At 71.0% G+C, this 21,575-nt stretch carries 19 protein-coding genes; 9 read left to right on the top strand and 10 right to left on the bottom strand.

Annotation, left to right across the window (positions count from 1 at the left end):
- Positions 1 to 254 precede the first annotated feature (254 nt).
- On the top strand, positions 255 to 899 hold the full coding sequence (locus AC3A46_RS07660) for a TrmH family RNA methyltransferase (RefSeq protein ID WP_487664607.1): 645 nt from the start codon (positions 255 to 257) through the stop codon (positions 897 to 899).
- A 9-nt stretch (positions 900 to 908) separates the two neighbouring features.
- Here the strand turns inward: AC3A46_RS07660 and AC3A46_RS07655 are convergent, their stop codons facing one another.
- From AC3A46_RS07655 to AC3A46_RS07645, 3 genes are all read right to left on the bottom strand, one after another.
- A complete protein-coding gene (locus AC3A46_RS07655; RefSeq protein ID WP_487664606.1) occupies positions 909 to 2,120 on the bottom strand; it encodes an NAD(P)/FAD-dependent oxidoreductase in 1,212 nt (403 codons plus the stop codon).
- A complete protein-coding gene (locus AC3A46_RS07650; RefSeq protein WP_487664605.1) occupies positions 2,117 to 3,178 on the bottom strand; it encodes a semialdehyde dehydrogenase in 1,062 nt (353 codons plus the stop codon). Before AC3A46_RS07650 ends, AC3A46_RS07655 begins: the two co-directional genes overlap by 4 nt.
- 91 nt (positions 3,179 to 3,269) lie before the next feature.
- Positions 3,270 to 4,589, bottom strand: a complete 1,320-nt coding sequence (locus AC3A46_RS07645; RefSeq protein WP_487664604.1) for an MATE family efflux transporter — start codon at positions 4,587 to 4,589, stop codon at positions 3,270 to 3,272.
- A 426-nt stretch (positions 4,590 to 5,015) separates the two neighbouring features.
- Between AC3A46_RS07645 and AC3A46_RS07640 the strand changes: the two genes are divergently transcribed.
- From AC3A46_RS07640 to AC3A46_RS07630, 3 genes are all read left to right on the top strand, one after another.
- Positions 5,016 to 6,980 (top strand): M13 family metallopeptidase, encoded by a 1,965-nt coding sequence (locus AC3A46_RS07640; protein ID WP_487664603.1) that lies wholly within the window; start codon positions 5,016 to 5,018, stop codon positions 6,978 to 6,980.
- Between the two features lie 64 nt (positions 6,981 to 7,044).
- Positions 7,045 to 7,956: a serine hydrolase gene (locus AC3A46_RS07635; RefSeq protein ID WP_487664602.1), complete on the top strand. Its 912-nt coding sequence runs from the start codon at positions 7,045 to 7,047 to the stop codon at positions 7,954 to 7,956.
- 211 nt (positions 7,957 to 8,167) lie between these two features.
- The gene (locus AC3A46_RS07630; RefSeq protein WP_487664601.1) at positions 8,168 to 9,280 is read left to right on the top strand and encodes a 5-methyltetrahydropteroyltriglutamate--homocysteine S-methyltransferase; all 1,113 of its coding nucleotides are present in this window, start codon (positions 8,168 to 8,170) and stop codon (positions 9,278 to 9,280) included.
- Between the two features lie 173 nt (positions 9,281 to 9,453).
- On the opposite strand, the gene AC3A46_RS07625 is transcribed toward AC3A46_RS07630, so the two are convergent.
- From AC3A46_RS07625 to AC3A46_RS07610, 4 genes are read right to left on the bottom strand one after another with little or no spacing between them, the layout of a single operon-like run.
- The gene (locus AC3A46_RS07625) at positions 9,454 to 10,425 is read right to left on the bottom strand and encodes a VOC family protein (RefSeq protein ID WP_487664600.1); all 972 of its coding nucleotides are present in this window, start codon (positions 10,423 to 10,425) and stop codon (positions 9,454 to 9,456) included.
- A gap of 22 nt (positions 10,426 to 10,447) precedes the next feature.
- Positions 10,448 to 11,527, bottom strand: a complete 1,080-nt coding sequence (locus AC3A46_RS07620; RefSeq protein WP_487664599.1) for a 4-oxalomesaconate tautomerase — start codon at positions 11,525 to 11,527, stop codon at positions 10,448 to 10,450.
- Entirely contained in the window at positions 11,514 to 12,227 is a 714-nt protein-coding gene (locus AC3A46_RS07615) for a 4-carboxy-4-hydroxy-2-oxoadipate aldolase/oxaloacetate decarboxylase (protein WP_487664620.1), read from the bottom strand. The genes AC3A46_RS07620 and AC3A46_RS07615 overlap by 14 nt, the downstream gene beginning before the upstream one ends.
- 16 nt (positions 12,228 to 12,243) lie before the next feature.
- Positions 12,244 to 12,999, bottom strand: coding sequence for a PIG-L deacetylase family protein (locus tag AC3A46_RS07610; RefSeq protein WP_487664598.1), 756 nt, complete (start codon positions 12,997 to 12,999; stop codon positions 12,244 to 12,246).
- Positions 13,000 to 13,148: 149 nt separating this feature from the next.
- On the opposite strand from AC3A46_RS07610, the gene ligM reads away from it, so the two are divergent.
- Positions 13,149 to 14,555 carry a vanillate/3-O-methylgallate O-demethylase gene (gene ligM, locus AC3A46_RS07605; protein WP_487664597.1) on the top strand — a complete coding sequence of 469 codons (1,407 nt, stop codon included), beginning with the start codon at positions 13,149 to 13,151 and terminating at the stop codon, positions 14,553 to 14,555.
- A 118-nt stretch (positions 14,556 to 14,673) separates the two neighbouring features.
- Here the strand turns inward: ligM and AC3A46_RS07600 are convergent, their stop codons facing one another.
- From AC3A46_RS07600 to AC3A46_RS07590, 3 genes are all read right to left on the bottom strand, one after another.
- Positions 14,674 to 15,453 carry a DUF1932 domain-containing protein gene (locus AC3A46_RS07600; protein WP_487664596.1) on the bottom strand — a complete coding sequence of 260 codons (780 nt, stop codon included), beginning with the start codon at positions 15,451 to 15,453 and terminating at the stop codon, positions 14,674 to 14,676.
- A 9-nt stretch (positions 15,454 to 15,462) separates the two neighbouring features.
- Entirely contained in the window at positions 15,463 to 16,368 is a 906-nt protein-coding gene (locus AC3A46_RS07595; protein WP_487664595.1) for an IclR family transcriptional regulator, read from the bottom strand.
- A 114-nt stretch (positions 16,369 to 16,482) separates the two neighbouring features.
- Positions 16,483 to 17,850: an aminomethyl transferase family protein gene (locus AC3A46_RS07590; RefSeq protein ID WP_487664594.1), complete on the bottom strand. Its 1,368-nt coding sequence runs from the start codon at positions 17,848 to 17,850 to the stop codon at positions 16,483 to 16,485.
- Between the two features lie 256 nt (positions 17,851 to 18,106).
- On the opposite strand from AC3A46_RS07590, the gene AC3A46_RS07585 reads away from it, so the two are divergent.
- Genes AC3A46_RS07585 through AC3A46_RS07570 form a run of 4 tightly spaced genes read left to right on the top strand, consistent with a single transcriptional unit; the run spans position 18,107 to position 21,574 of the window.
- Positions 18,107 to 18,886 carry an ABC transporter ATP-binding protein gene (locus tag AC3A46_RS07585; RefSeq protein WP_487664593.1) on the top strand — a complete coding sequence of 260 codons (780 nt, stop codon included), beginning with the start codon at positions 18,107 to 18,109 and terminating at the stop codon, positions 18,884 to 18,886.
- The gene (locus tag AC3A46_RS07580; RefSeq protein ID WP_487664592.1) at positions 18,873 to 19,583 is read left to right on the top strand and encodes an ABC transporter ATP-binding protein; all 711 of its coding nucleotides are present in this window, start codon (positions 18,873 to 18,875) and stop codon (positions 19,581 to 19,583) included. Before AC3A46_RS07585 ends, AC3A46_RS07580 begins: the two co-directional genes overlap by 14 nt.
- Before the next feature lie 3 nt (positions 19,584 to 19,586).
- Positions 19,587 to 20,468, top strand: coding sequence for a branched-chain amino acid ABC transporter permease (locus tag AC3A46_RS07575; RefSeq protein ID WP_487664591.1), 882 nt, complete (start codon positions 19,587 to 19,589; stop codon positions 20,466 to 20,468).
- Positions 20,468 to 21,574, top strand: a complete 1,107-nt coding sequence (locus AC3A46_RS07570; protein ID WP_487664590.1) for a branched-chain amino acid ABC transporter permease — start codon at positions 20,468 to 20,470, stop codon at positions 21,572 to 21,574. Before AC3A46_RS07575 ends, AC3A46_RS07570 begins: the two co-directional genes overlap by 1 nt.
- Position 21,575 lies beyond the last annotated feature (1 nt).

Genomic DNA, 21,575 nt, shown 5'->3' with positions numbered 1-21,575 from the left:
ATGGCGCGCTGACGCCTCTGATCGTCGAACAACTGGCCCCCCGGTCGTACGGTCTTTCCCAGTATGACCGGCGTGCGCTTTCCGAGTCGAGCCGAACCACGCAGTGAGACGAGACCGGTCGGCGACGCAGGCCGCGCCCCTGATCGCCGAGAAGGGTTCGCCCTTCAGGATGGATGCGGCGTGACCGCACCGTGACGCTCGTTGCGGGCGTCCGGTCCTGCGTCACGCACCGCCGCGCGGGATAGCCTGGGCCGGTGAACCCGCCCGAGCAGAGCGCCGAGACCGCCGAGCCGACGCTGCCGGTCGGCGTGGGGCCGTGGCCGGGGGGTCCCGACGCGTGGCCCGACGATCCGCGGTACGACCGGGAGCTGCTCGCGAACGGCGACGCCCGCAATGTCGTCGACCCCTATCGGTACTGGACGATGGACGCCATCGTCGCCGACCTCGACACGCGCCGCCATGCGTTCCACGTCGCGATCGAGAACTGGCAGCACGACATGAACATCGGCTCGATCGTGCGCAGCGCCAATGCGTTCCTCGCCGCCGAGGTGCACATCATCGGCAAGCGGCGCTGGAACCGCCGCGGAGCCATGGTGACCGACCGCTACCAGCACGTGCGCCATCACGAGACCGTCGAGGCGTTCACCGCGTGGGCGGATGCCGCGTCCCTGCCCGTCATCGCGATCGACAACGTCGAGGGGTCCCTGCCGCTGCCGGCCGCCGACCTGCCCCAGGCGTGCGTGCTGCTGTTCGGCCAGGAAGGACCCGGGCTGTCGCCGGAGGCGCTGGCGGCAGCATCCGGAACCGTCCAGATCGAGCAGTACGGCTCGACCCGCTCGATCAACGCGAGTGCCGCCGCCGCGGTCGTCATGTACGAGTGGTGCCGCCGCTGGGCGTGAGCCCGGGCGTCAGGCGGGAGACGCCGTCAGCGCGGAGACGGGCTGAGACGCGCTCGTCGCGACGTGTCGGCGCGGCGTGAACGCGAAGCGCGCGAGGTCCGCCACGACGCCCGCTGCCCGCGAACGCGACGGCATGAAGCGGAGGAAGAATCCGAGGCGCAGGATCCACGCGACCGCGCCGGTGAACGGCACCCCGTACAGCTCCGAGATGCCGCGGCCGAAGCCGAACGACGCCGCGCGACCGAGTCCGCGGTAGGTGAAGCGCCCCGCCGTCCGTCCGCTCAGCCGCCCGGCGATCGCGCGGCCGATGTGGTCGCCGCCTTTCATCGCCCACAGCGCGTTGGCGGGCACGGGCTCGCCCGTGACGGGATGCGCGACCCGCGCGCCGTCGCCGGCCGCCCATACGCCGTACCGGACCGCGAGCGTCGGCTGCGTGCGCAGGCGACCGCGTTCGTCGCGCCAGGGGTCGAGCCCGGCGATGCGCACGGGACGCTGGCCGGTCGTGGCGACGACCGTCGCCGTCGCGAGCGACGAGCCGTCGGAGAACTGCGCCGCGGTCGGCGTGACCTCGGTGAGCCGAACGCCGGTCACCACCCGCACTCCGAGTCGTTCGAGTTCCCGCGCGGCGCGGGCCGCCAGCCGTGGCTGATCGGACCACTCGCCGACGAGGCGAATGCCTGAGTGCACGAGGGTGACGGGGTGTCCGCGGTCGGCGATGGCCGCCGCCAGCTCGACGCCCGCGATCCCGCCGCCGGCGACGACGACCGGCGATCCGGGAACACCCGCGAGGTGGTCCGCGAGCTCGGCGATCTCGTCCGGGCCGCGCAGGGCGTAGCCGTGCTCGGCGAGCCCGGGGACCTCGGCGGCCGGCTCTCTCGCTCCGGTGCCGACGACGAGATGGTCGTAGGCCAGGGTCTCGACCTCGCCGTCGTCGCGGCGCCGGTACGACACCGACTGGCCCGCCGCGTCGATGCGCACCGCGCGGCCCTCGATGATCCGCGCGAGCGGCATCGCCTCGGCCAGCGGCGTGGCCACGCGGTCGCGGTCGATCATCCCCGCCAGCAGTTCGCCGGTGAAGCCGTGGAAGCGGTGCGCGGTGTCGGCCGAGACGACCACGATCTCGAGGTCGCCGCGCCGCAGGCGCCGCCCCGCATGACGCGCGAGGGTCGCGTAGGCGTGGAGGGTGACGTAGCCCCCGCCCAGCAGCACCACGCGGGTCATGCGATCACCGTCGCGCGTCGCTCGAGCACCACCGGTGCGCCGAAGCTCGTGGGAGCGGCCGCGCGGAAGCCGAGGTCTGCGAGTCGGGAGGCCCGAGCGCGGATGTCGTCGATCTGCTCGAGCGTGGGGTTGCCGATCGAGAAGTGGCCGCGGTGGCCGGTGAGGGCGAGGATCGCCGTCTCGGCGAAGCAGGCGTACGAGCGGCCATCGGGCAGGCCGATCTCTCCGCCCGTGAGCCGCAGGCTCGGGATCGAGACGATGCCGCCGTCGACGACGAGCACGTCCGGCCGTGCGGTGGCGAGGGCGGGCGACGTGTTGCGCGGCTGGGTCGCGTCGAGCACGATCGCGCCGGACGCGAGATGGTCGGGGCCGAGGATCGTGTCGGCCGAGGCGGTGAGGAGCACGACCAGGTCGGCGCCCTGGACCGCATCGATCGAGCGCGCGACCGTCACGTCGACGTCGCCGGCGACCGACGCCGCGAGCGCTTCCAGGCGCGGTGCGGTGCGGGCGATCAGCGTCAGACGTGCTCCCGCGGGGTCGCGGGCGAGCAGCCTGGTGACCGCGCTGCCCACGCTGCCGCTGGCGCCCACGATCGCGATGTGCGCAGGCGTGGCGCGCGCCGAGACCTGGGGGAGCAGCATCCGGATCTGGTCCTCGACGATCGCCGCCGTGAACGCGTTGCCGTTCGTGACCCCGATGTCGGAGCGTCCGCGCAGGGTGGCTCCGCCCGCCGTCACCGTCGCGGTGAGCGCGCCGAGTCCCACGACGTCTGCGCCGAGTGCCGCGCCGCGGTCGACCGCGCGGGTCACGCGCCGCCGGCCGCCGTCGACGTCGGAGAGCAGATGGCGGGCGCCGAAGGGAACCAGCACGACGTGGCCGACGCGCTCGCCGCCGATCTGCACGCCGGCCATCGTGATCGGCGGCAGCGGCAGGCGCCGCAGGGCGGCGTCGTAGACGGACTCCGGCACCAGAGCCAGCGGCCGCCATGCGCGAGCGAGGTCCTCGCGCAGACGCGCACGAGGGTGGACGGTGAACGCGAATGTTCCGGTGCCGGACACAGGAGGCTCCTTCCGGCGACCGCGGATGGACGCCATGTGACTCAGGAGCGGTCGGCGGCGGGCGTGATACGTCGGTGCACGGAACCGGTCGTCAGGCCTCGACGGACAGCCAGGCCGAACCGCGCACGCGCCAGCCGAGGGTGACCAGCCGGGCGAGCATGTAGACGCCGAAGAACGCGACGGCGAGCCACGCGAGCCCGGCCGCCCCGACGGGATGCAGCCACGCGACGAGCGCGAGCGCGGGGACGAAGGGCACGAGGTTCAGCACCCCGACGATCGCGAGGTACTTCGCGTCGCCGGCGCCGATGAGCACGCCGTCGAGCACGAACACGACTCCGCACACCGGCTGGGCGATCGCGAGCACGATGAGCGCGGGCTGGACGAGGGTGGCGATGCCGGCGTCGCCCGTGAAGGCCAGCCCGATGACGCCCGACAGCGCCCCGATGATCGCACCCGTGATCACGCCGAACCACGCGCCCCAGGCGACGGTGCGGCCGAGCACGCGGCGAACGAGAGGCGTGTCCTCGGCGCCGAGGCCCTTGCCGATGAGCGCCTGCGCGGCGATCGCGAGCGCATCGAGCGCGAAGGCGGCCGTCGAGAAGATCGTGAAGGCGACCTGCCAGCCGGCGAGCTCGACCGTGCCGAGCCCGGTCGCGACGGCGACCGTCGCCAGCAGTGCGAACCGCAGCGACACGGTCCGCAGGAACAGCCAGCCGCCGGAACGTGCAGAGCCGCGCACGCCCTCGCGCTGAGGGCGGATGGATGCCTCGTGCCGCCGCGCCAGCCGCCCGACGACGACCGCGTACGCGGCGACCATGCCCCACTGCGCGACGACGGTGCCGATCGCGGAGCCCGCGATGCCCCACCCGAAGCCGTAGATGAAGAGCCAGTTGAGCAGTGCGTTCGCGGCGAAGCCGAGCCCGGCGATCCACAGCGGCGTCACGGTGTCCTGCATGCCGCGCAGCAGACCGGTCGCGGCGAACACGACGAGCATCGCGGGAAGACCCCACATCGAGATGCCGAGGTAGATCTCGGCCTGCTGGGCGACCTCCGGCGTCGCGCCGAACAGACCGACGAGCAGCGGCGTCGCGACGTAGCCGCCGAGCGCGAGCACCGCTCCGATGCCGAGCGCGAGCCAGATGCCGTCGATGCCGACCGACACCGCACGGGACGGGTCGCCGGCGCCGAACCGGCGCGCGACGGCGGGCGTCGTCGAGTAGGCGAGGAACACCATGAGCCCGACGATCGTCTGCAGCACGGCAGACGCGATGCCGAGCCCGGCGAGCGGCTCGACGCCGAGATGGCCGACGAGCGCCGAGTCGACGATGAGGAACAGCGGCTCTGCGATCAGGGCCCCGAGCGCCGGCACCGCGAGCCGCAGGATGTCGCGGTTCAGGGTGTCGGTCGTCACCCTGAGAGCCTATGAGGCGCCGCCGACGCCGGGGCGCAGCATCCGTCGATCCTCAATTGAGGACGAGACCCGAGATGCGGAGCCGAAAGGGGCTTCGGGCTCCGCATCCGGGCCATATCCCTCATCTGAGGACGAGACCTGAGATGCGCAGCCGACGCCGGGGCGCAGCATCCGTCGTCCTCATCTGAGGACGAGACCCGAGATGCGGAGCCGACGCCGGGGCGCAGCATCCGTCGTCCTCATCTGAGGACGAGACCCGAGATGCGGAGCCGTAAGGGGCTTCGGGCTCCGCATCCGTGCCATATCCCTCATCTGAGGACCCGCTCTGACGCCGGGTCGGCATCCGGTTCATCACAATGCGATCACGAGCGGCGATCCGGTCGCTCCCGAGAGTTGTCCAGGCTTCGGGCGACTACCCTGGAACGCATGACCGATGCCCCCCGCTCCGGTCTCGCGCTCGAGGAACTCAGCGCCGAGATCCGCCCCCAGGACGATCTGTTCCGCCACGTCAACGGCAGCTGGCTCGAGCGGACCGAGATCCCGGAGGACAAGGCGCGGTGGGGCTCGTTCCACCTCATCGCGGAGCAGGCCGAAAAGGACGTGCACGCGATCGTCGAGGAGTCGCAGCAGGCCGAGCCCGGCACCGAGGCCCGCAAGATCGGCGACCTCTACACGAGCTTCATGGACACCGAGCGCATCGAGGCGCAGGGGGCCGCCCCTCTCGCCGGCTCGCTGGAGCGGGTCGAGGCGATCGCCGACATCCCCGGCTTCCTGCGCACGATCGGCGAGTTCGAGCGCGACGGCATCGCCGCCCTCATCCACCTCTACATCGAGCCCGACCCGGGCAACCCCGAGCGCTACGTGCCGTTCTTCATCCAGGGCGGCCTGTCGCTGCCGGACGAGAGCTACTACCGCCTCGACAACTTCCAGGAGACGCGCATCGCGTTCCGCACTCACGTGCAGCGCATCCTCGAGCTCGCGGGCGTCGCCGAGGCCGAGGCATCCGCAGATCGCATCGTCGCGATCGAGACGGAACTCGCCACCCACCACTGGGACAACGTCTCGAGCCGCGACGCGGTCAAGACGTACAACCTCAAGACGTGGGACGAGGTGCAGGAGCTCGTCGGCGTCGACCTGACGCCGTGGCGCGAGGGCGCGGCCCCCGACCACGCCGACGCGTTCGCCGAGATCAACGTCTACCAGCCGAGCTTCTTCGAGGGCCTCGGCGCCCTGCTCGTCGAGGACCGCCTCGAGGACTGGAAGGCGTGGCTGCGCTTCGCGGTCGTGCACTCCGGCGCCCCGTTCCTGTCGGAGGAGTTCGTCGCCGAGAACTTCGGGTTCTACGGCACGCAGCTGACGGGCGTTCCGGTCAACCGCGAGCGCTGGAAGCGCGGCGTCAGCCTCACCGAGGCCGCGATGGGCGAGGCCATCGGCCGCGTCTACGTCGAGCGCCACTTCCCGCCCGCCGCCAAGGAGGCGATGGACGAACTCGTCGCCAACCTCATCGAGGCGTACCGGCAGTCGATCACCGAGCTGGAGTGGATGAGCCCCGAGACCCGTGAGCGGGCGCTCGCCAAGCTCGACGCGTTCACCCCGAAGATCGGGTACCCGGTGAAGTGGAAGGACTACTCCACCCTCGAGATCGCGAGCGATGACCTCATCGGCAACGTCCGCCGTGCCCACGTGTGGGAGCACGACCGCCAGCTCTCCAAGGTCGGCCAGCCGATCGACCGCGACGAGTGGTTCATGACGCCGCAGACCGTCAACGCGTACTACAACCCGCTGATGAACGAGATCGTGTTCCCGGCGGCGATCCTGCAGTACCCGTTCTTCGACGTCGAGCGCGACGCCGCCGCCAACTACGGAGGCATCGGCGCGGTCATCGGCCACGAGATCGGCCACGGCTTCGACGACCAGGGCAGCCGCTTCGACGGCGACGGGTCGCTGCGCGACTGGTGGACCGACGACGACCGCGCCGCCTTCGAGGAGCGCACCAAGAACCTCATCGCCCAGTACGACGCCCTCGTGCCGCAGGGGCTCTCCGACGACAACAACGTCAACGGCGCGCTCACCATCGGCGAGAACATCGGCGACCTGGGCGGGCTCGGCATCGCGATCAAGGCCTACGCCCTGTCGCTGGGCGATGCCGAAGCCCCGGAGCTCGACGGCTTCACCGGCATCCAGCGACTGCTGCTGAGCTGGGGGCAGATCTGGCAGCAGAAGGGACGGGATGCTGAGACCATCCGTCTGCTCACGATCGACCCGCACTCGCCCAACGAGTTCCGGTGCAACCAGATCGTGCGCAACATCGACGCGTTCTACGACGCGTTCGGTGTGACCGAGTCGGACGCTCTCTGGCTCGACGAGGATCAGCGCGTCACCATCTGGTGACGGCCGGGCCGCGTGCGGTCCGATCACCCCGCAACAACGTCAAGGGGAGGGAAACTCCGTGGGCATGGAGCCCAAAAAGGATGCCGAGTCGCTGCGGGGGGCAGGGCGGAGCACCGGTAGGCGGCTGCCGAAGAGGGCAGCGGCCGGTCGTCGGTCGTTCACGTCGACGCTGAAGGCGCTCGACGATCTCGCCGCATCCGGGGCCAAGATCTCGGTGCGCATCACCGACCTCGACCGCGGCACCTCGGTGCTGTCGGGCGACGACTTCGTGACGCTGCCCGTCGCCGGGCTCGGCGTCGTGCCGCTGCTCATCGAGGTCGCCGCCGCGTTCGAGTCGGGGCGCCTCGAGCCGCTCGAGATCATCGACCGCGCGCACATCGAGCCCGTCGGCGTCGGGGGAGTCTGGCAGCACCTCAAGGCGCCCGCCCTGCCCCTCATCGACCTCGCCGTGCTCACCGCGTCGACCGGCGACACGCTGGCGGCCAATGCCCTGCTGCAGCGTGTGGGCATCCCGGCCGTGCGCGCTCGCATCGAGGAGCTCGGCCTCGCCCGTTCGGCGCTGCTCGACCGCTTCCGCGACGAGCGCGGGCCCGACGACGCCCCGCACTTCGCCCTGGGCTCCGCGCGCGAGCTGGCCGAGGTGTTCGCCGCCCTGGTGAACTCGCAGGTCGTCTCGCCGAGCGTGAGCGCCCAGGTGGCGGAGTGGCTGAGCCTCAACCACGACCTGTCGCTCGTGGCATCCGCCACCGGACTCGACCCGTTCTCGCACGAGAACGACGAGCACGGGCTGCTCTTCATCAACAAGACCGGCCGGGATGCCGGCATCCGTGTCGAAGCGGGTGTGCTGGCGGGCCCCCGCGCCGGAGTGTCGTACGCGCTCATCGTGTGCTTCGACGACCTGTCGATCTCGCACCGGCTGCGCGCGCACGAGGCGTTCCGCATCCTCGGCACCGACCTCATGGAGTACGTGTTCTAGGCCGGCGTGTCTCGCCCTCGGCGGTGTCCTTCCGGTGACACGGCAGCCTGCCGACGAGACCAGGGGGTTCACCCAGGGGCTCGTCCGCCGACTGTCGTCTCGCGCGGCGGCGGGGTGCTCGCGCGGCGCGGGGTGGTCGCGCGGCGGCGGGGGATGACGCCGGGTGACGAGCGAGTACCTATGCCGGGAGGGATCGGCTACGCTCGCGAGGGTGTCAACACCGCCGTTCCGCGCCGACATCGTCGGCAGCTTCCTCCGTCCCGCTGAGCTCGCCGAGGCCCGGCGCCGGTTCGCCTCCGGCCAGATCGACGCTGATGCGCTGCGCGTCGCCGAAGAGACGGCGATCGCCGAGCTCGTCGTGCGCGAGGCCGACGCCGGCCTGAAGCTCGCGACCGACGGCGAGTTCCGCCGCTCGTGGTGGCACTTCGACTTCTTCGGCCTGCTCGACGGCGTCGAGATCGTCGAGCTCGACCACGGCATCCAGTTCCAGGGTGTGCAGACCAAGCCGCGCGGCATCGAGATCTCGGGCAAGATCGGCTTCAGCGACACGCACCCTTTCCTCGACCACTTCCGCTCGCTCAAGAGCCTGCTCGAGCGCACCACCGGCGCGGTGCCGAAGTTCAGCATCCCGGCGCCCACCGTGCTCGACTTCCGCCTCGAGCCCGGTCACCTCTCGGGCTCGGGTTACGACGGCCGCGACGACATCGTCGACGACCTCGTGCAGGCGTATCGTGACGCGGTCGCCGCGTTCTACGACGCCGGCGCCCGCTACCTCCAGTTCGACGACACCGCGTGGGCCTACCTCTGCTCCGAGGTCGAGCTCGAGAAGGCGCGCGAGCGCGGCATCGAGACCGACGGCATCGCCGAGCGCTACTCCGGCCTCCTGAACCGCATCCTCGACGGCAAGCCCGACGACCTCACGATCACGACGCATGTCTGCCGCGGCAACTTCCGCTCGACGTGGATCTCGTCCGGCGGGTATGAGCCGGTCGCCGAGCAGCTGCTCGGCAACACCGCGTACGACGGCTACTTCCTCGAGTACGACAGCGAGCGCGCCGGCGGCTTCGAGCCGCTGCGGTTCCTGCCCGAGGGTGACAAGACGGTCGTGCTCGGGCTCATCACGTCGAAGAGCGGCGAGCTCGAGAACGTGGATGCTGTGAAGCACCGCATCGACGAAGCGGCGGCGTTCGCCCCGCTCGAGCAGCTCGCCCTGAGCCCCCAGTGCGGCTTCGCCTCGACCGAGGAGGGCAACGTCCTCACCGAGGACGAGCAGTGGGCCAAGGTGCGCGAGGTCGTCGACATCGCCGCCGACGTCTGGCGCTGACCCGCCCCGCCCCGGCCTCGGCCCGGCCCCGTTTCCCCCGGCCACCTCGTGATCCCCGCGAGGGCGCAGCTGGTGGACGAGATGCGGGTTGCTTCCCCACCTCTCGGCGACCAGCTGCACTCTCGCGGATCAGCGCGCCGCGCCGGGCCGCGCCGGTCACGCGCATCCCCGGGTCAGGGGGCGGGGGCGGGGGCGTCGACCACGGGGGTGCCGTGGGTGTGGAAGGTCTCGATCGTCTTCATGCCCCAGGCCTGGCCCTTGCGGCGCTCGGCCTCGGTCCACTCGACGACGGGCTGATCGGGGTCCAGGAGCAGACGGGCGCCGGCGTTCGCGAACTCGATGCGGTTGCCGCCGGGCTCCCAGACATAGAGGAAGAACGTCTGGTTGATCGCGTGCTTGTGAGGCCCTGACTCGATGTGGATGCCGTTCTCGAGGAAGATGTCGGCGGCCTTGAGGATGTCCTCCCGCGTGTCGGGGGCGAAGGCGATGTGGTGCAGCCGGTTGCCGTGCTTCGTCCAGTCGTCGGAGTAGACGACGTCGTACGACTTCAGTGAGAAGTGGAACCACCAGGCGGCGAACCTGCCGCTGTCGAGCCGGATCCGCTCGGACTCGCGCATGCCGAGGGCGTCGCGCAGGAACGCCCCGTTCGCCTCGACGTCCTTCGCGAGGTAGTTGATGTGGTCGAGGCGGCGCGCGTTGACGCCCCGGCCGGGGAAGCGGGAGGCCTGGTTCTTCAGCGCCGGCCGGTCGTCGTCGCCGGCCTGGTAACGCTCGGCCTCGTAGAAGATCGACATCGCGTGGCCGTCGGGGTCGGTGAACTCGTACGTCGGCCCGCAGCCCACGTCGCCGTCGGTCCACCCGACGCCGAGGCCGGCCTGTTCGATGGCGGCGACGCGCCGCTCCAGCGCCTGCGGGGATGATGCCCGGAACGAGGTGCGACCCACGCCCGCAGCATCCGATGCCGTCAGCTTGATCGTGTAGAGCTGGTACTCGTCCCACGTGCGCAGATAGACGGAGTCGCCGTCCTCGGCGGCGACGCGCATCGCCAGCAGGTCCTCGAAGAACCAGCGGCTCTCGGCGGGGGCGGGGGTCAGCAGCTCGACATGGGCGAGGTGGGCGACGTCGAACGACGTGTCGGCGGTCATGGGGCGTCCTCTCTGACGGGGTTCACCGGCGCGGCCTCGGAAAGACCGCGCCATCGAAGAGCTTGCGGGCGGTGCGCAGCGAGAAGGAGGTCGCACGCCAGGCGCCGCCGTCGTCCTGCGCGACGCGCACGCGCGACGGGAAGGTGCCGCTCGGGTGTTCGATCGCGGTGTCCTCCTCGCCGAGCGGGCCCGCGATGTCGTGCCCCACCGCGCCGGGGATCCGCAGAGCAGCGGCGACGGATGCTGCCATCAGCACGCCGATCGCCGTGTGCACGCGCGACGGGATGAAGGCGCGGGTCGAGATCGCTCCGCCCGCCTGCGGCGGCGACAGCAGGATCATCTTCGGCACCGTCTGCGCCGCCACGTCGCCCAGGCCCATGCGCGGCCCGGCGGTGAGCCGCAGGCGCTCGAGGCGCGCGGCCAGGTCGGCATCGCCTTCGAGCGCCGCCGGCGACTCGGAGCCGTCGACGCCGAGGTCGGCCGCGCGCAGGAGCACGACCGGCATGCCGTTGTCGACGAGGGTCGCGGTGACGCCGTCCAGGTCGTCGGCGGGGTGGCCGGTCGGGAGGAGGGGCTTGTCGTCGCCGCCTCCGACTTCGAGCTCGATGGCGGATGCCGTGCCCGGGACGCCGTCGATGGCCGCATCGCCGTCGTAGTCGGGCCGGCCGTCGGCCGTGGTGAAGACAGCGGTCGCGGTGTCGCCGGTGTTGAGGAGCCGGATGCGCACCGTCGTGCGCGCGCCCGTCGCCGCGACGAGGCCCCGCTCGACGGCGAAAGGTCCGATGCCGGCGAGCAGGTTGCCGCAGGTCTGGGCGTCGGCCACCGTCGCCGTGTCGACGCCCACCTGCAGGAACAGGTAGTCGACGTCGACGCCCTCGACGGTCGACGGCGACACGATCGCGACCTTGCTGGTGAGCGGGTGCGCGCCGCCGATGCCGTCGATCTGGCGGGGGTCGGGCGAGCCCATGATCCGCAGCAGCAGGTCGTCGCGCTCGCCAGGATCGGACGGCAGGTCTGCCGCGAGGAAGTACGCGCCCTTCGACGTGCCGCCGCGCAGGAGCATGCAGCGGACGCCGTCGCGCACGGGGTCAGACGCCGCCATGGCCGCGCGCCTCGTACTCCGCCTGCGTCAGGTACTCGATGCCGAGCTCTGCGAGGAGCGGGCGCAGCCCCTTGCGGTCGAGGCTCAGCTCGCCGCCGCGGTACGCGGAGCGGTCGGCCTCCTCCTTCGCGATGCGCGCGTCGGCGGCGGCGAGGGCGTCACGGGCGTCCCGCCGGGGAACGCACAGCACGCCGTCGTCGTCCGCGACGATCACGTCGCCCGGGCGCACCGTGACGCCGCCGATGGCGACGGGCACGTTCACCGAGCCGGGCGTCGCCTTCACGGTGCCCTGCGCGAACACGGCCGCCGACCACACCGGGAAGCCCATCTCGCGCAGCTCCGCGACATCCCTGACGCCCGTCGTCGTGACGAGTCCGCGCACGCCGCGGGCCTGCAGAGCCGTGGCGAACAGCTCGCCGAACGCGCCGTCCACCGACGGCGACGTCGTGGTCACGACGAGCACGTCGCCCTCGCGACACTGTTCGACGGCCGCGTGGATCATGAGGTTGTCGCCGGGGTGGCTCAGCACCGTGACGGCGGTTCCGGCGATGCGCACGTCGTCCTGGATGGGACGGATGCCGGGACCCACGAGTCCCGTGCGACCCATCGCCTCATGCACCGTCGCGACGCCGTGGGATCCGAGCGCGCGGGCGGTCGCAGCATCCGTCCTCGCGATGTCGGTGACGATGACGGGCTTCATCACGGACGCACCCCGCTCACGACAGCACCGAGGTGACCTGCGGGAAGTGCCGCATGTACGCCTCGCCCATGGTCTCGTGGTGAAGGCCGAGGTTCGGGCCCGCGTTGCGCTTGAGCTGCACGCCGCGGCGGACCGCGAGGTCGGTGTAGTACGACCACATGTGCTTCTGGGCGGGCAGGCACTCCATCGCGGCGCGCTTGCGCCCGAACGCCTCGGTGATGTCGAGGAGCACATCCGGGGTGAAGTCGCACTGCTCGGGCTGGTGCGGCTCGAAGAAGAACACCGGCGGGGCCCCGATGATGTCGTCCTTGCCGGGGTAGCTGCCGTCGGAGTTCGCGACGCCGATGGCCTGCGCGAGCACGCGTGCCTCGAGCGCCATGCGCGCCGCGGCGGGGTGGTCGCCGTTGTAGGGATCGCGGAGGGTGTGCGTGAGCACGACCGTGGGCTGCACGCGCCGGTACAGGTCGACCAGGCGCGAGACGGCCTCGCGCGACTCGACCAGCGGGTAGTCGCCGAGGTCGAGGAACTCCACCTCGGCACCGAGGGCGGATGCTGCGGCCTCGGCCTCGCCCCGCCGGATGCGCTTGATCTCGTCGAGCGACTTGCCGTCGAGCCACTGGCTGGCCGACTCGCCGCGCTCGCCGTACGACAGGCAGGCGACCACCGCGCGCTCGCCGCGGAGGGCGGCGGCGGCGATCGCGCCCCCCGCCCGCCACACGAAATCACCGGCGTGGGCGCTGACGACGAGGAGCGTGTCGGCCGTGACTGTCATGGGGCCAGCGAATCATACCCATGGCGAAATGGTCAACAAATTGTCTACAATCGTGGCGACCAAATACCTCTGGATGTAGGTATCGCGGGCACGTAGCATCGCGCTCAGGTCACCAGCCGAACCACCCGGACGAGGAAGTCGAGGAACTCATGGCGAGCAATCTGCAGGAGCTCATGGACGAGCGGGGGAGCGTCGTCGAGATGCTGCGCGACTCGCAGCTGGGCACCTACATCTACCCCGTGGTGCCCGCCGAGTTCTCGAACTGGCGACGAGAGCAGAAGGCGTGGCGCGAGACGGCGGTGCTCTACGACCAGACGCACCACATGGTGAACTTCTTCATGACGGGCCCCGACGCGCTGAGGCTGCTGTCGGACACCGGCGTCAACTCGTTCGCGAACTTCCCGGTGAACACCGCCAAGCAGTTCGTGCCGACGTCATCCACCGGCGGAGTCATCGGCGACGGCATCCTGTTCCACCTGTCTGAGGACGAGTACGTGTACGTCGGCCGCGCCCCCGGCGCGAACTGGCTGCAGTTCCACGCCGAGACCGGCGGCTACGACGTCCAGACCCGCTACGACGACCGCTCGCCGTCGCGTCCCTACGGCGAGGCGGTCACGCGCGAGTTCTACCGCTTCCAGATCCAGGGCCCGAACGCGTGGCAGATCATCGAGAAGCTCGCCGGCCGCGAGGTCGAGCAGGTGCGGTTCTTCCACATGGGCGAGCTCGAGATCGCGGGGCAGCAGGTGCGCACGCTCCGTCACGGCATGGCCGGAGCCCCGGGCCTCGAGATCTGGGGGCCGTACGCCGAGCACGGCCGCATCCGCGACGCGGTGCTCGAGGCGGGGCGCGAATTCGGCATCGAACCGTGCGGATCGCGCGCGTACTCGTCGAACACGCTCGAGTCGGGATGGATCCCGTCTCCGCTGCCGGCGATCTACACCGGCGGCGACATCGAGCGCCGGTACCGCGAGTGGCTGCCTGCGAACAGCTACGAGGCGATCAACGCGCTCGCCGGGTCGTTCGTCTCGGACGACATCGAGGACTACTACCTCAACCCGTGGGACCTCGGCTACGGCTCGTTCGTGAAGTTCGACCACGACTTCATCGGCCGCGAGGCCCTCGAGCAGATCGACCCGGAGTCGCAGCGCAAGAAGGTCACACTCGCCTGGAACGACGATGACCTCGGCCGCATCCTCACGAGCGTCATCGACCGCGAAGGCCCCGGCTACCAGTTCTTCGACCTGCCGAACGCGAACTACGGCTCGTCGAACTACGACGCCGTCATCGACGCCGACGGCAGCACGGTCGGCCTGTCGCTGTTCACCGGTGTCACCGCCAACGAGCGGCGCGGCCTGTCGCTGGCGACCGTCGACCGCGATGTGCCGATCGGCGCCGAGGTGCGGGTCGTGTGGGGCGAGCCCGAGGGCGGCTCGCGCAAGACCACCGTCGAGCCGCACGACCAGATCGAGGTGCGCGCGATCGTGAGCCCGGTGCCGTACGCCGTGACCGCGCGCCAGGAGTACCACGGCGGCTGGCGCACCGCCGGAGCGGCCTAGCTCGCTGCGGGGACGGATGCCGCGGCATCCGTCCCCCGAACGCAAGGAGGGGTGAGTGGCACGAGGCGCGGACGGCGAGTCCGTCCTGCACACGCACGTGCGGGTATCTTGACGGGCTTCAGTCGCGATCGTGCTCGGCGACCAGCCGCCCGAACCACGCGAGGGTCGCACGCGTCATCTCGGCCGGCTGCCCCGACGACTCCAGTGCCGCCAGTGCCGCGCGCACCTCGTGCTCGCGGCGCACCGCGTGCGTTCTCGACCCTTCGACCAGACGGTCGATGAGCGCGGCGCCGTCGGGACCCAGCTCGTCCGCCATCTGCGCGCGCAGCCACTGCTCCGCGTCGACAGCGCGGGCGGCGCCCAGTCCCTCGAGCACCAGCGCCGCGAGGCCCTTCATGAACACGCTCCGCAGCAGCCGCAGGCGCGCCGCTTCGCCGGCCTCGCCGTCGACGACCTCCACCGGCACGTCGAACGGGCCGACGCGCTCGGCGAACGCGTGGGCGCCCGGTCCGCTGGCCAGGAGCGGCGTGCGGTGCCCCGCACGCATGACCGGGGCCAGCACCGCGACATCGGCCATCGCGAGGCCCCGGTCGGCGGCCAGGTGCGCGATGCGCTGCTTGAGCTGCGGAGAGGCGGTGTTGAGGTCGGCGTACACGGCAGCCTCGGCGACGTGCGGGAGCGCATCGCGCGCGACGGACGCGGCGGCATGCCCGGTGACGAGGCTCATCGCGACGTCGGCTCCGGCGAGGGTGTCGGCGAGGGTCGCGAACTGCGGCACGTCGGGGTCGCCGAGATCGTGGGCGGGGTCGAAGCCGCGCACGACCGCCCCGGCCTGTGCGAGGCCCCGCGCATAGCGCCGTCCGGCTTCGCCGAGACCGAGGATCGCGATCGTCGTCATGGCGGAACCCTAGAGCACGGCCGCGGTGCCGGAGGCTGCCGGCGGCGCGGCCGCACCGGCGTCGTGCGGGTCGGTGTCGAGGCTCTCGAGGTACTCGAGCGAGCGCCGCGACCCGCTCACGAGCGAGCGGATGCCGTGCGTGCGCTCGTCGACGTCCGGCCGGTACGCGACGGCCAGGTCGCGCGCGATGCCGGCCGCGGCGCGGTGCAGCAGCTCCACGTAGCCGTGCGACGAGCCGCCGTCGTTCGGCACGACGACCCCGATCGCCGCGTACACGGTTCCGCCCGGGCCCATCACCGGCACGGCCACGCCGCGCGACTCGGGGTGGATGGCGCCCTCGGTCACGGCGTAGCCCTCTTCGCGCACCTGCCGCAGCCGCGCCCGCAGCTCCGGGGCGCTCTGGATCGTGCGGTCGGTGTAGGTCCGCAGCCCGTGGGCCACCACATCCGCGACGAGGGAGGCATCCGCGTGCGCGAGCAGCACCAAACCGCTCGACGACGCATGCAGCGGGATGCGGCCACCGATCAGCGTCGCGTTCACGACGGCGTCGCGCGTCGACATCCGATCGATGAAGAGCACGTCGCGGCCGCTGAGCACCCCCAGCTGCGCGTGCTGGCGCACCCGCTCGTGCACCGCGCCGAGCCACGGACGCGCGATCTCGCGGAGGCCGACGGCGCCGGGCGTGCGGCTCGCGAACTCCCACAGCCGCACGCCGAGGCGGTACGTGCGGTCGGGCAGGCGTTCGAGCAGGCCCTCCCGCTCGAGCTCGGCGATGAGCCGGTGCGCGCTCGAGCGGGGCACGCCCGCCGCGTCGGCGATCTCGGTGAGGGTGAGGAAGGGATGCCACGCGTCGAAGCTCTCGAGCACGCGCAGATGCCGGTGCAGCACCGACTCGCCCGCAGATCCTCGTGCCACGGCATCCTCCTCGATGACGCCGCCATGCTAACCCGGCCGCCGGCCGCTGTCCGCTGAACGGAAGCCTGCGTGCGGTCGCTGAGCCTGTCGAAGCGCCCTCCGACGAGCTCGGCGTCAGGCGTTCTGGCGATAGACCGTCCGCGCGTAGTCGTGGTACGGCGCCGGGGCCACGGTCGCGCGGATCCGCACCTGGCGGTGCTCGGCCTCGACGGAGTCCTTGCGCGAGATCGGGTCCTCGCCCCACACCACTTCGACCTCCTCGCCGTCGCGGATGCCGGCGTCCAGGGTCGCGAGCGACATGTAGAGCTGGTCGTACGCCACGTACCCGGCATCCGTCGAGATCCCGACGCGCTCGCCGTCCTTCAGGATCTCGTCCATCTGGTACAGCCCGTAGCGCGCCTTCGGGAAGTCGAGGTACTTCGCGGGCGTGCCCGGCTCGAGCTGCGAGCGCACGACGGCGGCGACGTCCTCGGCGTTCCAGATGAGCGTGACCTTGCGGCGACGCTGCTGCTCGGCGTGCTTCTCCAGCGCCGCGCGGCCGTGGAAGTCGTGGTCGAAGCGCACCGAGCGGCCGAGGCCGATGTCGAACGGCGTCATGTAGTAGTCGTGGATGTCGGTCGAGTACAGGGATCCGCCGACCGAGCCGATGCGGGCGGCGGGGAGCCACTCGCGGTACTCGGCGAAGTCGTCGTCGAAGACGGCCGGGAACGGTGTCGGCACCCAGCCCGACTCGAGCGGCGAGGACGAGTACGCCTTCGCTCCGACGCGTCGGATGCCGTGCTCCTCGCCTGCCTCCATGAGGGCCTCGAGCACGATCTCGTGGTCCTCCCACGGTCCGTAGAACTCGAAGCCGGGCTGGCCGGCCATGCCGTGGCGCAGCGCCTTCACCGGGCGCCCGGCGATCGTGACGTCGCCGATGTGGAAGAACTTGATCTCGGGCGGCGGCCCGCCGAAGATCTTCTCCATCACGACGTCGGCCTGCGGGCCCTGCAGCTCGTAGCGGTAGAACGTGGGCGGCCCCTGCCGCATGTGCGAGTTCGCCTCGAGGCGGTACCGGACGTCCTTGCCCGCCGCCTGCGCCTTCTCGACGTTGAAGCGCACCCAGTCGATGAGGATGTGGTGCCCGATGAGCACGAGCCCTTCGGGGCCTTCGGCGTTGTAGAACAGGATGCCGTCGCCGACGAGGTAGCCGTCCTGGTTCACCGAGATCAGCTGCTTGGCGACGCCCGGGCGGAACGTCGCGAACGTGTTCGGCGAGATCGAGCTCAGGAGGGCGATGAGGTCGTCGCCGTCGAGGAACAGCTGCGTCATGTGGTGGGACTGGTCCATGAGCGCCACCGACGTGTTCCACGCCCGCTGCTCGTCGCGCCAGTTGGTGAACTCCGGCGCCACCGGGAACGTGAATGCCGGCCAGTTCTGGTTGCGCAGCAGCTCCACCGGGCTGCCTGCGCGATCGATCGCCTGGGCGAGTGTCTCGGTCATCGTCGACCCTCCTTCGTTGTTCGGGCTGCGGTCAGCGTAGAAGCGACAGTGCGGGGATCTGCGTCCGGCTTCCACTGAGCGGAAACGGATGCTGCCACCCGCCGCCCTGCGCTCCACGATCGAATCGCAAGGTCACGGTCGCGGAACTTCACACCAAAATCGTTGACAATCTCGCCGCGAATCCGTAGTTTCCCAAGCACGGGAGACTCGACTCCCGGATCGACCACGACGACGCGACGACGCGAAAGGTGGGGCCATGGGCGCTCGGCTCGCAGTCCGCGACGTGAGCCTCCACTTCGGCGGTGTCAACGTGCTCGAGGATGTGACCTTCACCGTCGAGGCCGGTCAGATCTTCGGGCTCGTCGGGCCGAACGGCGCCGGCAAGACGTCGCTGTTCAACTGCGTGAGCGGGCACTACCGGCCGAGCGCCGGCTCGATCACCATCGACGACGACGAGGTGCTCGGCTCCTCGCCGGCGACTCTCGCGCGGCACGGCCTGGCGCGCACCTTCCAGCACCCGGCGCTCCAGCTGCGCGAGACCGTGCTCGAGAACGTGCTGCTCGGTGCCCACAGCCGCCTGCCGGGCGGGCCGGGTGAATGGTCGCTGCGACTGCCGCGCACGGTGCGGTCCGAGAAGGCACTGCGTCAGGAGGCGCGCGACCTGCTCGAGAGCCACGGTCTCGGATGGGCCGCGAAGACGCGCGCCGATGAGCTCTCGCACGGCCTCCACAAAGGGGTGGAGCTGTGCCGCGCGCTCCTGATGAAGCCGCGGCTGCTCCTGCTCGACGAGCCGGCCGCAGGCCTTCCGCACTCCGAGGTCGAGCAGCTGATCGAGACCGTGCGGCGCGTGCGTGACGACGACATCACCGTCGTGATCGTGGAGCACAACATGGGCCTCATCTCGGCGCTCACCGATCGCGTGGTCGTGCTCGACCACGGCCGCAAGCTGATGGAGGGCTCGGCGGCCGACGCGCAGGCCGACCCTCGGGTCATCGAGGCCTACCTCGGGAAGGACGCGGTCGATGACGCTGCTTGAGCTCACCGACGTGCGGGCCTTCTACGGGCGCGTGCAGGTGCTCGAGGGGGTGTCGCTCAGCGTGCCCGACGGCGGTGCCGTCGGCATCCTCGGGGCGAACGGTGCGGGCAAGACCACGACGCTGCGCGCGGTATCGGGCACGGTGCGCGCCACCGGCACGATCCGCTTCGACGGCAAGGACCTCCACGGCCTCCGCCCCGACCAGGTCGCGGCGCTCGGCATCGCGCACGTGCCCGAGGGGCGCGGCACGCTCTCCGACCTCACGGTGCGCGAGAACCTGCGAGTGGGCGCCTATCGCCGCAAGGACGCGAAGGCCATCCGCGCCGACGTGGACTACTGCCTCGACCTCTTCCCCCAGCTGAAGAACCGCATCCGCTCCAACGGGTCGGCCCTGTCGGGCGGCGAGCAGCAGATGCTCGCCATCGCCCGGGCGATCATGGCCCGACCGCGCCTGCTGCTGCTCGACGAGGCATCCCTCGGTCTCGCGCCCAGCACCGCGAAGGCGGTGTACCAGGCGATCGGGCGGCTGCGCAAGGAGTCCGGCATCGCGATGGTCGTGGTCGAGCAGAACGCCAACCTCGCCTTCACCCTCGTCGACAGCGCGACCGTGCTCGAGACGGGACGCAACGCCCTGACCGGCTCGACCGCGGAGCTCAAGGGCATGGACGAGATCCGCCGCGCGTACCTGGGAGGCTGACGGGTGGGCACCTTCATCCAACTCGTGATCGACGGTCTGTCGACGGGGTCGATCTATGCGGCGCTCGCCCTCGCGATCGTGCTGGTCAATCAGGCGACCGGCCTCATCAACTTCGCCCAGGGCGGCATGGCGGTGCTGTCGGCCTACATCGCGTGGGCGCTCAACGGCTTCGGGGTGCCGCTGCTGCTCGCGATCCTCGCGGCGATCGTCATCTCGTTCTTCCTGGGCGCCCTCATCGAGCGGTACCTCATCCGCCGCTTCGAACGGGGAGACCCCGACACGGCGGTCGTCGTCACGATCGGGCTCCTGACGTTCATCACCGGCTTGTGCGCCTGGATCTGGACCTACAACAACCGGCTCTTCCCGTCGCTGTTCCCGCTGCAGACGATCCAGCTGGGCGGGGCCGTGATCAGCGTGCGCTCGCTCGGCACCATCGTGGTGATCGTCGTGATCATGCTGCTGCTGCAGGCGCTGTTCCTCGGCACGAAGCTGGGCCTGGCCCTCCGCGCCGTCGCGATCAACCCTGCATCGGCGGCCTTCTCGGGCATCAACGTCGGCCGGAGCCTCATGGTCGGCTGGGGGCTCGCCGCGGTGCTCGGGGCCGTTGCGGGCGTGCTGGTCGCACCGCAGCTCACCCTCACGCCGGGGATGATGGACTCCGCCCTGGTCTACGCGCTCGCCGCCTGCATCCTCGGCGGCCTCTCGAGCCCGATCGGCGTCGTCGTGGCCGCGTGGCTGATCGGCGTGCTGGAGAACCTCGCGGCCGTCTACATCCCCTTCATCGGCCACGACCTCAAGATCGCCGTGCCGTTCATCCTCATCTTCGTCGTGCTCATCGTGCGGCCACAGGGCCTGTTCGGCCGGAAAGCGGTGGTGCGCGTCTGATGCCTTCGACCGCGGAGTTCTGGAGCCGGCCCTGGGTGAGGTGGGCGGGGATCGGCCTGATCGTCGTGCTGATGATCGTCGGGCCGCTCATCCTGCCCGAGTTCGCGAACCAGACGATCGCCCGCATCGGCGTCTTCGCCGTGGCGGTGCTGGGCCTGAACGTCGTGATGGGCTACACCGGCCAGGTCTCGCTCGGCCAGATCTTCTTCGTCGGCGTCGGCGCGTACGCCACCGCGTACGGCGTCAACGCCGGGTGGAACATCGTCCTCGTGTTCGTGCTCGCGTGCGTGGTGCCGGCTGTCCTCGGACTTCTCGTCGCGCTGGCTGCGGCCCGGCTGGGCGGCCTGGCGATCGCGATGGTCACCATCGCGCTGCCCATCGTGGGCGTGCCGCTCGCCAAGCGCCTGTCGGACTTCACCGGCGGCTCGCAGGGCACGTCCGCGCGGTTCTCCGACGCCCCCGAGTGGACGGGGCTCTACGACGACCAGTGGCAGCTGTACCTCGTCTTCCTCATCGGCGGCATCACGTTCCTGCTCACGCGCAACCTCGTGCGCGGCAAGTACGGCCGCGCCTTCGCCATCGTGAAGGGCAACGAGGCGGTCGCAGCATCCATGGGCGTCTCGCCCTACCGCTACAAGGTGCTGGCGTTCACGATCGCATCCCTCATCGGCGGCGTGAGCGGATTCCTCTACATGGTCGTGATCCAGTACACCTCGCCCGAGACGCTGCACTTCGGCCACTCGATCGAACTTCTCGCCTCGATGGTCATCGGCGGCGCCGGCAGCATCATCGGTTCGCTCCTCGGCGGTGCCTGGTACGTGCTGCTGCCGCAGATCACCAACCTCATCGACCCCAACATCACCGCGATGCTCCAGGGCGCGATCCTGCTCGTCGTGCTGTTCATCCTCCCGGGCGGACTCGTCTCGCTGCCGCGGCTGTGGCGCCGGCGCGGACGCAGTCCCGGCGCGGGTCCGGGTGGAGGACCCGTCGGAGGTGCGATGCAGGCGGATGCCGCAGCATCCGTCCCGGGAAGCTCCACCGTCGGCGACGCCCTGGGCGCCCCCCAGACGCAATCACCACCACCACCACCTACGACGCAGTCGTAAT

The sequence above is a fragment of the Microbacterium sp. Soil_C_42 genome (assembly GCF_057656735.1).
This window is presented reverse-complemented; position numbering and strand designations above follow the sequence as displayed.